10 protein-coding genes are annotated in these 12,089 nt (G+C 62.6%); 4 read left to right on the top strand and 6 right to left on the bottom strand.

Annotation, left to right across the window (positions count from 1 at the left end; translation table 11 throughout):
• Window positions 1-633: a type VI secretion system-associated protein TagF gene (gene tagF, locus CR105_RS11045; protein WP_099788500.1), complete on the top strand. Its 633-nt coding sequence runs from the start codon at window positions 1-3 to the stop codon at window positions 631-633.
• Between the two features lie 590 nt (window positions 634-1,223).
• Here the strand turns inward: tagF and CR105_RS11050 are convergent.
• From CR105_RS11050 to CR105_RS11070, 5 genes are all read right to left on the bottom strand, one after another.
• A complete protein-coding gene (locus CR105_RS11050; protein ID WP_180288157.1) occupies window positions 1,224-3,098 on the bottom strand; it encodes a putative bifunctional diguanylate cyclase/phosphodiesterase in 1,875 nt (624 codons plus the stop codon).
• Window positions 3,099-3,558: 460 nt separating this feature from the next.
• Window positions 3,559-4,380: a PP2C family protein-serine/threonine phosphatase gene (locus CR105_RS11055; protein WP_099788502.1), complete on the bottom strand. Its 822-nt coding sequence runs from the start codon at window positions 4,378-4,380 to the stop codon at window positions 3,559-3,561.
• Window positions 4,381-4,390: 10 nt separating this feature from the next.
• Window positions 4,391-5,815 carry a serine/threonine-protein kinase gene (locus CR105_RS11060; RefSeq protein ID WP_099788503.1) on the bottom strand — a complete coding sequence of 475 codons (1,425 nt, stop codon included), beginning with the start codon at window positions 5,813-5,815 and terminating at the stop codon, window positions 4,391-4,393.
• Window positions 5,816-5,831: 16 nt separating this feature from the next.
• On the bottom strand, window positions 5,832-6,710 hold the full coding sequence (locus CR105_RS11065) for a Tll0287-like domain-containing protein (RefSeq protein ID WP_099788504.1): 879 nt from the start codon (window positions 6,708-6,710) through the stop codon (window positions 5,832-5,834).
• A gap of 15 nt (window positions 6,711-6,725) precedes the next feature.
• Window positions 6,726-7,514, bottom strand: coding sequence for a hypothetical protein (locus tag CR105_RS11070; RefSeq protein WP_131021680.1), 789 nt, complete (start codon window positions 7,512-7,514; stop codon window positions 6,726-6,728).
• Window positions 7,515-7,771: 257 nt separating this feature from the next.
• On the opposite strand from CR105_RS11070, the gene CR105_RS11075 reads away from it, so the two are divergent.
• Together CR105_RS11075 and CR105_RS11080 are read left to right on the top strand one after the other, a co-directional pair.
• Entirely contained in the window at window positions 7,772-9,397 is a 1,626-nt protein-coding gene (locus CR105_RS11075; protein ID WP_099788506.1) for an acyl-CoA synthetase, read from the top strand.
• A 40-nt stretch (window positions 9,398-9,437) separates the two neighbouring features.
• The gene (locus CR105_RS11080; RefSeq protein ID WP_099788507.1) at window positions 9,438-10,214 is read left to right on the top strand and encodes an enoyl-CoA hydratase; all 777 of its coding nucleotides are present in this window, start codon (window positions 9,438-9,440) and stop codon (window positions 10,212-10,214) included.
• Here the strand turns inward: CR105_RS11080 and CR105_RS11085 are convergent.
• A complete protein-coding gene (locus CR105_RS11085; protein WP_099788508.1) occupies window positions 10,201-11,730 on the bottom strand; it encodes a PEP-CTERM sorting domain-containing protein in 1,530 nt (509 codons plus the stop codon). The two genes, CR105_RS11080 and CR105_RS11085, sit on opposite strands and share 14 nt — an antisense overlap.
• A gap of 157 nt (window positions 11,731-11,887) precedes the next feature.
• Between CR105_RS11085 and CR105_RS11090 the strand changes: the two genes are divergently transcribed.
• A complete protein-coding gene (locus CR105_RS11090) occupies window positions 11,888-12,088 on the top strand; it encodes a DUF2905 domain-containing protein (protein ID WP_099788646.1) in 201 nt (66 codons plus the stop codon).
• Window position 12,089 lies beyond the last annotated feature (1 nt).

Consider the following 12,089-nt stretch of genomic DNA (forward strand, 5'->3'; position numbering starts at 1 on the left):
ATGGTCGGCTTCTTCGGCAAGGTCAGCACGCACGGCGACTTTGTGGCGCGGCGCCTGGCGCCGTCGTTCCAGCAGCCGTGGGACGCGTGGCTGCAGGCAGGCTTGCAGGCGAGCCGCCAGGCGTTAGGGGAGAGGTGGCTGGCCACTTACCTGTGCAGTCCGATCTGGCGCTTTGCGCTGGCACCCGGCGTGTGCGGCGAGCGCGCCTGCGCCGGGGTGCTGATGCCGAGCGTTGACCGCGTAGGACGGCATTTTCCGCTGACTGTGGCCAGCGAAGGCGGCGCGCCGCTCGACCAGTTGATGCAGCAGGGCCACTGGTATGAACGGCTGGAAGAACTGGCGCTGTCGGCGCTGGGCGAACATTTTTCGCTCGATGCGTTCGATGCGGCGCTGTGCGCGCTGGCGATGCCGGCGCAGACGAAGGCGCCGCCGGCGGTATTGTCGTTCGAGCGCGGGCAGGCGGTCGACGAGCGCTTGCTGCGGGCGATTGCGGCCGCGGCCCTCGATGAACACAGTATGTGGTGGAGCGATGGTTCGGCGCAGGTGGCGCCTTGCCTGGTGGTCTGCCGCGGTTTGCCGGCGTTCGCGGCACTGCTTGGGGCAAGCTCGGAACAGGCAAAGATGCAAGGCTAGGGGGCGCCAGACCTGGTTGTCAACGGCGCCCTTGCGCCAGTCGATGCGCGCGTTGCGCGGGTGCTGTCGCGGCGTTTTTGTGAATGAATGTTGCCCTTTTGGTCCGTCAGGCCATTCAATGTGTCTAGCCTGAATGTTTCATAAACTGCCCCTAAGGCGCCGGCTCGTCGACACAGGACTTTCCCGGCCGGATCGCGATGTCGCGGGCAATGGCGCCCCTACCCAATTGAACGGGACATCAAATGAAGCGGCATGAAGGTTGGATGGTTAGCGGTGTGATGGTTAGTTCTCGGCAGACCGGACGTGCCGTACTCAGGACGAGTTGAGGGACTTGGCCGGCGTCGGCAGATACACCTTGCCAGCATTCCGGGCGATTCTCTGCCGGGTATAACTGCAACGAACAGCCCCCGTCAAACCCGGTTTAACTGGAAATGAGCCTGCATTTATTCGCGCGGACCTGCATTCCATCGCCGCGAACCAAGATTATTTGCGACTGACCCGACTGACGCTGTTATTCCGGCGGGCGGTCGATCAGAGGATTTCGCAAAATGCGTCGCCGGCGGTAGTCCATGTTCCAGACGGCGAGACCGTTATTTTTGCGCATCGGCAACGACGCCGCCATCGGCCAATAATGGCCGCTCGCAATCGACATAGTTTGCGTAAAATGTCTCGGCCGGTATCGGCCGGGAAAACAGGAAGCCTTGCCCCCGTTCGCAGCCAAGGTCGACCAAGGCCTGTCGTTGCACGGCCAGTTCGATTCCTTCCGACAGCACCGTCATGCCTAGTCCATGGCCGAGCGCAATGATCGATACGATCACCAATCGTTCGCGCTCGCCCGCGTTCATCTTGCCGACGAATTGTCGGTCAATCTTGATCACGTCGAAAGGCATGCTGGCCAGCCGGCCCAGCGATGAAAATCCGGTACCGAAATCATCGAGAGCGAGCCGCACTCCGATATGCTTGAGCTGGGCAAGCTTGCTATTGGTGAGCTCCTCGTCGAACAGCATCGACTCGGTCAATTCAATCTCGATGGCGCCCGGCGCCACCTTTTCTTCACGCAGGATGTGCGCCACTGAATCGACAAAATCATGTTCGATGAACTGGCGCGCGGAAACATTAACGGCAATATGAAAGTTGGGCAGCGTCTTGCGCCACGCCATGACTTGTCTGCAAGCGGTGCGCAAGACCCATTCACCGACGGGCACGATCAGCCCGGAATATTCCAGTTCCGAGATGAAATCGAGCGGCGACACCAGCGCACCAGTTTCGGAATCGCGCCACCGGATCAAGGCCTCTGCGCCGATGACCTTGTCGTCGAGCAAACGCACCAGCGGCTGATAATGGAGCTCGAATTCCTGGCGCTGGAGCGCCTGCTTGAGTCTGGCGCGCAGGTGCACTTCGTGATTCACTTTATCCGTCATGGCCGGATGGTAAACTTTCCAGCCGCTGTTGCGCGTCGACTTTTGGGCATACATGGCCGTATCGGCACGCTGGATCAGCTGCTCCGCCTGATCGCCGTGGTCCGGCGCCAGCGCGATCCCCACTGTTACCGTAATCGCCACCTCGTGGCCCAAGCAAACCTGTGGCAATGAAAAAGCATTACAAATGGATTCTGAAATCCGGTTGAGCACGGCTCCACCGTCGTTCAGACTGAGCAGGATGATGAATTCGTCGCCGGACAAGCGCCCGAGGAAGTCCTCGTCCCGAATACAGCTTCGCATTCGGGTCGCGGACGCCTTGAGTACTTCATCGCCTACGGCATGGCCAAAGCTGTCATTGACTGCCTTGAATTTGTCGAGATCGATAAAGAACACGGCGGTCAGGCATTGCTTGTTGCGGGCCAGCCGCCTTTGTAGTTCTTCAATGACTTCGCGCCGGTTCGGCAGTTCAGTGAGCACATCGAAGCGGGCGCGGTGCGACAGGTTTTCTTCCAGCAGGCGCAGGCGGCGCAGGACAAAACGGTTCAGCGCGTAGACTAGCAGGGCTGAACCGAACAGCGATACCAGGAAAATGGCGCAGGTTTCATACGCGATGTTGGCGAGCGAGCGCGCGATATAGAAATAGCCGACCGTTTCGTCATCGGCCTTGATCGGCGCCCGATGGGAAACGACGGGCCAGGCGAGTGGGTGCTTCGGAAACTTGGCGAAGACTTGCTTGCCGTTTGCAGCGACGATGACCCTCGCTTCAGACCAGTCCGCGCTCTTGAAAACGACGTCTTCCGTCACGAAACGCGAAAGGCCAGCGTTGGTGATGCGCCAGCCGGGATTTTCTTCCAGTTTTTCAGTAATGAAGTCGGCATTGACGTCACCTTCCGAGTCGACCTGGCCTTGCTGATATTCCAAATGGATAAAGAAATAGCTTGCCGGAATGGCGATAGTAAAAACGGTGAAGATGAGCAACATCATGCAGTAGACGATGGCGGTGAAGGTGAAGTGCCGGCCATGCCTTGAAATTAGATTAGCCATGCTTGACTTTGATGTTCTTTCGAAAGCGCCGTGCGTCGGGAGCATATGGACAGGATCGTGAATCTGATTCTTTCTCACTGCCCCAAAGCGCAATCAGGCGGGCAGCGGCAAGCGATCGCGGAGCGAAATTCTGAGCGGGATCGGACTGAGTGAGTCCTAGTTCGCCCGAACGTGGTGGGATGATTGCAACAGGGGTAGGGTTGCGGTGGGGAGAGGAAGAAACTGCAAGACAACGAACTCAAGCAAGTGTCAGAGTATTGCAAAAATTGATCCGTGGCAACAAACTATTGGTATTTGTTGTTTGTCGGAGCTCCCCTGCTGACTCTTGCAACAAATGCTATCCTCCTCTTGATCGCCACCGCCACCGGCACGGCAGAGGAAATCGACATCCTGACGTCCTGCTCGAGGGTGGGAACGGAAAATGTAATCGTTGCGCGCGCGTAACGATTGTCGCTTCGATTTAGCCGTCACACAGCGCCAATAGCACGGTGATGTTGTCACGGCCGCCGCAGTCCTTGGCCATCTGGATCAGCCGGCGGCAGACCGCTTCCAGCGTAGCCGCGCTGACCGCGGCCAGTGCGGCCTCGATGTCGCCGTGCGGCACGCAGCCGTGCAGGCCGTCGCTGCACAGCATCAGCAGGTCGCCCGGCTCGGCGAAGATGGTGCGCACCTCGGGCGCCACCGTCGGCGATGGCCCCATCGCCTGCAACAGCACGTTGCGCGCAGGGAGGTCGCGGATGGCGCCGGCGTCGATCGCCTGCTGGTACAGGGTCTGGTCGCACGTCAGCTGGTCGAGCCGGCCGCCGCGCTGGCGATACAGCCGGCTGTCGCCGACATGGAACAAGGTCAGCGGCTGGTCGGCGCCGGGCCGCCAGAAACCGGTCAGCGTGGCGCCCATGCCTTCGCCTTCGCGGCAGCCGTGCGCCACGTTCTGCGCGTACAAGACGCGGTTGGCGGCGCCGATAGCGTCGTGCAGCAGCGCGACCGCGCGCATGATGGGGTCGGACCAGGTGGCGTCCGGATCGGAGAGAACGATGTCCTGGCCGGTGGCATCGCCGGCGTGCTTCTCGAGATACTCGCGCAGCGCTTCGAGCACACCGGTGCTGGCGACTTCACCGCCGGCGTGTCCGCCCATGCCGTCGGCCACCATGACGAGCCCCAGCGTTTCATCGATCAGGAAGTTATCCTCGTTGTTGCGGCGCACCGGGCCGATGTCCGTGACGCCGAACGCCACGCACAAGGGCAGGCGATGCAGGCGGCTGGGGCTAAGGGGCGGCGTCATGCGGATGGCCTCAGTCGGCGCCGGCTTCGGCCAGAAAATGGCTGCGTTCCGCCGTCGACTCGATCTGGACTGCCAGCAGTTGCAGGAATTCGGCGCGGTCGCCGGTCTGGCGCGCGGCGCGCCTTGCCACCACGCGCGCGATCGGGCCGATGAAGCGGGTCAGGCGCAGGGCGACGCGCTCGGCGTAGGCATCGTCGACCGGTTCGGCAGGGCGGATCGCCGATTGCGTCGCAGTGCTGGCGATGGCCGTTGGGGGGCGCGAGCGCGAGCCGCTGGCCGCGTTGCCGCAGCCGGTGCCGTTGGCGGCCAGCTTCTTCTTCAGCAGTTCCACCGCTTCCCAGAACTGGCTGCGTCCATGCTGCGACGGGATGTGCTGCAGCAGCAGTTCGCACAGTTCATCCATGCTGTCGGCCTTCGAGCCGGCTTTTCGCAGCAGCAGGCGGGCCATCGGGCCGATCTGGCGCGACAGCACCGATTCGAGTTCAGGGAAGGACTCGACCTTCCACGGCGTCAGCGTGTCGGCGCCGTTGGTTACCACGGCGCCGGATGACGACACGCCGCCCGTGGCCACGGTGCGCGCGCCGGAGCCCAGCGTGGTGGCGTCGGGATCGGCGCCGCCGCCACTACGCGCTGCGGCCATCAGGGCGTCGAGGAAGGCGCGCGCCGACGGGAAGCGGGCCGACGGCGACTTGGCCATCGCCCGCGCCACCACGTCGTCGAAGCCGCGGCCGAGCGCGGGCAGCAGCGCCGACGGCGGCGTCGGCTCGTCGTTGAGGATCTGCTGCATCACCACGGTGGCGCTGCCGACAAAAGGCCGCACGCCGGTCAGCATCTGGTACAGCACAATCCCGGCCGAGAAGACGTCGGCGCGGCCGTCCACCGGGTCACCGCGAAACTGCTCGGGCGACATGTAGCTCGGCGTGCCGACCATCGAGCCGGTCTGCGTCAGGGTCGACGACTCCATGCGGGCGATGCCGAAATCGCCGACCTTGACGTGGGCGCTGCCGGCCAGGAGCAGATTGGCCGGCTTGATGTCGCGGTGGACCACGCCGCGCGAATGGGCGTATTCGAGCGCCAGCAGCAAGTCGCCCATCCAGGCGGTCATGTGCGCCAGCGGGGTGGGGCGCGCCTGCTTCATCAGCGTATCGAGGCCGGCGCCGTCGACGAATTCCATGGCGATGTAGGCCGACTCGTTGTCCTCGCCATAGTCATACACGGTGACGATGTTGGCGTGGTTGAGGCGGCCGGCGGCCTGCGCCTCGTTCTTGAAGCGGCCGATCAGTTCGGCCTGCTGGCCTTCGCTGAAGAGCTCCTTGCGGATCGTCTTGAGCGCGACGGTGCGCGCGATCAGCGGATCGTATGCCTTGTAGACGACTCCCATCGCGCCTTTGCCAAGGACGCTGTCGATCCGGTACTTGCCGAGCCGCTCGATCATGCCGCCATGCTCCGCTTCATTCTTCCAGCATCTTCATCGCGCTCGCCAGGCTGGTGCGCATGCGGGCGAACGAGCGCGCCAGCGTCGACAGTTCGTCGTTGCCTTTGGCCTCGAATTGTTCGGCATCGAACTTGCCCATGCTGACTTCATCGGCCAGGCGCGACATCACGGTAATGCGGCGCGTGACGAACATGTGGACCATGACGTTCAGGGCGATGAGCAGGAAGACGAAAATGCCCAGCGTCGACAGCATGTACGTCTGCAGCATGGCGTTGGCGCGCTGCAGCGGCACCGCCATCGGCACCGACACCACCTGGGCGCCGACGATCTCGTTGTGCTTCCAGCCGAACCCGTTGTTGCGCCCATAGATGTCGGTCATCGTCGCCGGCGCCGCGTCGGGCACGCTGTGGCAGCGCAGGCAGGCTTCGCTCTTGATCTGCAGCGGCCGCGCCACGTACAGCGCCGGCCCGACCGAGGTGTTGCGCTGACCGACCAGCTCGGACGTTGTCGGCTTTGCCCGCAAGGTGTTGACCAGGTCGGCCTCCCAGTCGGCGGCGCGGTCGCGCAGGTTGGTCGGATTGAGCGTCGCTTCCTTGTAGCTGAAGTCGGGGTAGGCCTTGAGCAGCTGGTTGAGGTGTTCGGTGGCGGCAAACGACGGCACCGACTGCGGCAGGAATTCGTACTTGAGGCGCGTTTCGAGCAGCGGCGAAATCTGCGCCGACGTGTAGGAGCGCGCGGCCAGCGCCGACTGCATCAGCACGCGCGCCTGCTGCAGCGTTTCCTCGCGCGCGTTGTTGCGCAGCAGTTCGTTGGTGACGACGCTGGCGCCGATGAAGCCGACCGCGAATATCGTCAGGAACACCACATTGAACTTGGCCGCGAGCGACAATCTCATGGAGACTCCTTAGCGTTAGTAAATGATGTTGCGGACGTGTTGGGGTGCCGCGGCGGGCTGTTTCGGTGCCTGGAAGCGGCGCTGCATTGCCTGGCGCAGGTCGGCGTGCTCCGCCACCCACGGCGCCACGTCGACCAGCGCGACTGCGCGTTCGAGCCTGGGCTCGGTCGCTGCCGCCCTGGCCCCGACTGCCACGAGCGGGTCGAGAAACGCGCGCGGCATGGCGCCGAGAAACTCTTTAGTTGCACGAACCGCCGTCTTGAGTGGCTCGGCGCCATTGCGCACGGCGTAGTGTTCGCGCTTGACGGTGGTGCGGCGCAGCACCTTGCCGGCATCGAGCTCGTCGACGCCGGGATCGCCCGATTCGACGAACAGCTCGGTCTTGCCGGCGGCGGCGCGCACGATGACGGAGGCGCCGGCGGCATCGAACCTGGCGCCGCTGGTGGCGGCGGTAACCGGCAGTGCATCCTTGGGCGCGCGCGACTGCAGCTTCATCCAGCCCGACAGCAACACGTAGTCAGTGCCGCCGGCGCCGTTGCTGACGTACAGGCGCGACGCGGGGCCGAGCGCCACCGTGCTGGCGCCCCAGCCGATAACCTGGATCGTGCTCGTGGCGGACTCGACGATATCGCCGCTTTGCAGCCGCGCGCCACGCCCGGCCAGGTAGAACGATTTGTCGCGCAGCAAGCGCACGGGCTGTTCGGCGTACGCGATTGCGGCGAACTCGGCGGCGTTGACCGGCGCTACAAATCCGGCTTGCGCCAGGAGCAACAGCAACGACACGAGGAAGACGGTTCTGTTCACTTCGATCCCTCGGGAAGGCCAGATGGGAAACGGCAACAAACTGCGGAATGCAAAAATATTGTACCGCACAGGTTGACTGAAAGTTACAGTTTTTGTACGCCTTTGGCGTGCGCGAGCGCAATCTGTGGCTATCCGGACAACACCGCGCCGGGCGTCATCCGATGCGGGTAATTTTCGCGTTATCACGGTGCCTGCCGGGCGGTGCTACGATAGCGCCACGTCAGCTAAATCCAACTTATAAAGACACGAGCGCAACGATGATTGGACCTCAACATTATTTGGCCGATGGGAAAGCGTGCTACCTCTGGGACGTGCCGCGCCATTTCAATATCGCTCACGAAGTTTGCGACAAGTGGGCAGATGGGTCAGGCAAGACCGCGCTCATTTGCGAAGACAAATCCGGCCAGGTCGTCCGCTATTCGTTCGACGAGATCAAGGCGCTTTCCAATCAGCTGGCCAACGCGCTTGTTAAGGCGGGCCTGCAACGCGGAGACCGTATCGGCATATTCCTGTCGCAAGGGGTCGAGACGCTGCTCGCGCACGTGGCCGCGTATAAGATCGGCGCCGTTACCGTTCCCTTGTTCTATTTGTTCGGCCCCGATGCCATTGAATATCGCCTGGGCGACAGCGAAGCAACAATCCTTATTACCGACCCGGCCGGCATGGCCAAAATGGGGAATTTGCGGCCCAAGCTGCCGGCGCTGAAGGAAGTGTTTTATGTAGCGGAGGATGGGGGCGCACACCCCGCCGAAACGCGGTGTTTGTGGTCGAGCATTCGATCGGAATCCGATCAATTCGAACTTGCCCCGACGCTGGCGGACGACCCGGCCATCATTATCTATACCTCTGGCACGACCGGAAAGGCGAAAGGCGCGCTGCATGCGCATCGCGTGCTGCTTGGCCATTTGCCTGGCGTGGAAGTGTCGCACGACCAGTTCCCGCAACCGGGCGACTTGTTCTGGACGCCCGCGGATTGGGCGTGGATTGGCGGATTGTTCGACGTGCTGATGCCGTCGCTGTATCACGGCGTGCCGGTATTGGCCAAAAGGCTGGAGAAATTCGAGCCTGAAGCCGTGTTTGCGCTGCTTGCCAAGCACAATGTACGCAACGTTTTCTTCCCGCCGACAGCGCTCAAGATGCTGCGCTCCGTCGAGCAGCCGGCCACAAGATGGAATTATCACGTTCGTTCGATTGCCAGCGGCGGCGAGTCGCTCGGTGGCGACTTGATCGCGTGGGGACAGAAAGTCTTTGGCCTCACCATTAACGAATTTTACGGGCAGACCGAGTGCAACCTGACGGTGTCGTCGTCGTCGCTGCTGTATCCGACCAGGCCCGGCACCATCGGCAGGGCAGTGCCGGGGCACGACGTGCAGATTGTCGACAGCGGCGGCGCGGTGCTGCCGCCCGGTACGACGGGCAGCATCGCCGTTCGCCGCGGCGACCCGGTCATGTTCCTCGGCTACTGGCATAACGCGCAGGCGACCCAGGAGAAGTTCGCCGGCGAGTTCCTGCTGTCGGGCGACCTCGGTTCCATCGATGCCGAAGGTTACATCACGTATCTGGGCCGCGATGACGACGTCATTACCAGTGCCGGCTACCGCATCGGACCGGGCCCGATCGAAGAATGCCTGATGCGCCATCCGGCCGTCCAGCTGGCGGCGGTCATTGGCGTCAAGGACGAAGTGCGCACCGAGAACGTCAAGGCATTCCTCGTGCTTAAGCCTGGCCACGCTGCATCGCCAGAACTGGTCAAGGAGATCCAGAAATTTGTACGGGACCATCTGGCGGCGCACGAGTACCCGCGAGAGATCGCCTTCGTCGACTCGCTGCCGATGACGGCAACGGGCAAGATCATGCGCCGCGCGCTGAAACTGGCCGAATAGCGCCAGCACACTAACCATTCATATTCCAGGAGCGATCAACATGCATGACAGTCTCGTAATCACCCGCATCGAAGGCCGAGTGGGCATCATCCAGCTCAATCGTCCGTCGCATTTGAATGCGCTGAACGACGCGTTGATGGACGCATTGGGCGCCGCCCTGATCGAGATGGAAAAAAACGATGACATCGGCTGCATCGTCCTGACTGGCAGCAGCAAGGCCTTTGCGGCCGGCGCCGACATCTCGGCGATGCAGAAGCTGAGCTACCACGATGTGACGAAGGATGACCTCATTTCGAGGAACTGGGAAACGATGCTGCAGGTGCGCAAACCGGTGATTGCCGCGGTGGCGGGCTATGCCCTCGGTGGCGGCTGCGAAGTGGCGATGATGTGCGACTTCATCATCGCGGCCGACAACGCCAAATTTGGCCAGCCTGAAATCAAGATCGGCACCATTCCGGGCGCCGGCGGCTCGCAGCGTCTACCGCGCGCGGTATCGAAATCGAAGGCGATGGACATGGTACTGACCGGGCGCATCATGGACGCGGTCGAAGCGGAGCGGGCAGGGCTCGTTTCGCGCATCGTGCCGCTCGATAAACTCAACGACGAGGCACTGGAAGCTGCCACCGTGATTGCCGGGATGTCGCTGCCGATTGCGATTGCGGCCAAAGAGGCCGTCAACCGCGCCTACGAGACTACCCTGCGTGAAGGCGTGCTGTTCGAACGCCGTACCTTCCACGCCACGTTTGCCACGCAGGATAGAAAAGAGGGCATGACCGCGTTCGTCGAGAAGCGCGAGCCTCACTTCACGCATCAATAGCGTCCCGACGGCTTCGGCGTATCCGCATTGAGGCGAACGCCAGGCCGCTCAGCAGCATCGCCCATGCGCCTGGCTCAGGTATTGGCGAGACGCCGATCGCAGTCGCACCCGCCTGTGCCCTGACGCTGCCGATCCCGGGCAACTGGCCTGTAAAGGCATGCACGGCCAGGCGTAAGGCAGCGCTACCGGGCGTCGGCGAAAAGAGCTGGCTGTCGAACTGCGTCCGCTGACCGGCACCGGTTGTCATCTCGCCGAACAGGCCGGCATAGGCCTCGCTGAGGTCAGGCGGGTTGAAGAGGTGGTCATGCATAAGGAAGGTTTCGGCGATGGCCGAAAACACGGCGTGGGTGTTGGGACTGAGGATAAACGCGTAACCGGAGCTGCTGCCGGCTGAAAATGCGCCGCGCCAGGCGATTGCATCTGCCGTGGCGCTGCCTGGCGCCACGCGCGCTGATGCACCGCCCGGTCCTTTTTCGATCGCGGAGACGCCGTAACTGGTGATGACGAGCGTTTCATCCCACGGATTGCCGAGCTCATTGTTCACATTGGCGTACGCGCTGCCATTGATAATGGCCGACGTGAAGGTCAGCGACGGGGTAACGCCGTCGGCCGGAGCAAGATCGATCAGCTGGTACGAAAAATTGCGGACCGACGCCGAGCCCGACGACGCGTGCGCCAGTCCCGGCGCGGCGATGGCCCCCAGGCCACACGCCACGGCCAGTCCGGCCAGGTGCGGCCGTGCCCGACAGCGACAGCGATGACGCAAGCCGGCAAGGCGGGCGGACGGTCTGGCGCGCCAAGACGTCACGGCAAACAGTGTCAGGCCGGCCAGCAACATGCCATATTGTCCGGGTTCGGGAATGGGCAACGCACTGTTGGCATAGACGTTCCCGCGCAGCGATATGTCGCCGGTGGCGACCTCGTCGCCGGATGCCGTCTCGACCGCAACTGGCAAGGTGCGTCGTCCCGATTCAGTCATCACATTGAATGCTTCGAAATTGACGAACTGGCCAACGACGCTGTTGAGGTTCCCGGTCAGGCCAACCACGGCGATCGCCGACCCGTCGCCGACGGCAGTGACAAAGGACTCCGTCAGCGAGCTGAACACGGCGCGCGTACGCGGCGTCAGCGTAAAGGTGAAGCTGTCATTGATTGCCGCGGCATATGCGCCGCCTCCCGTCGAGGTAGCGCCGGCCTCGATGAACGCGTTCAGCATCACCACCCATGATGCGCCATCGGTGTCGGCCAGCCTGATGCCACCGCTGTCGAAGATGTGCGTCTCGCGCAACGGCGGCGAGCTCGACTCCGGCAATGAATACTGCGAGGCGGAGCCGAAGCGCTCCGTCTCGACCAGCGTCATCTGCGGCGTGATGCCGTCGGCCGCGTTCAGGTCGAATAGTTGTACGTCAAGTCCGTAGAACGTGACGAACGCCAACGGGTCGGATCTGGCGGTGGTGCAAAACAGGCCAAGCATCAGCACCAGCCAGGTGGTACAAAGACGTATCGTCGACGACATGAGACCTCCGGGATCGACCGGCGATTGCCTGAGCGGCGCCCGCAAGTTCACTATGGGCGTCCAACATTGCGCGCGTTTAGCCGGCGTCAATCGTTCCCGTGAACTCTTGCGGCTGAACGGTGTCGTTAGAGTGTGAACGGCCTTGAAGGAGGGTGACATGCAACGGTTCCTGATCGTTCTCGGCGTGGTACTGCTTTCGTCGGGGCTGGCGTGGCCTTGGCTACGCAAACTCTCGCTAGGGCATTTGCCGGGCGATATACATATCGTCAAGGAAGGCGTCAGCTTTCATTTTCCGATCACTACTTGCATCGTCATTTCGCTATTGGTATCGCTGCTGATATGGTTCTTCCGTCGGTAAC

The organism is Massilia eurypsychrophila (genome assembly GCF_002760655.1).
Lineage (GTDB): Bacteria > Pseudomonadota > Gammaproteobacteria > Burkholderiales > Burkholderiaceae_D > JAFCUW01.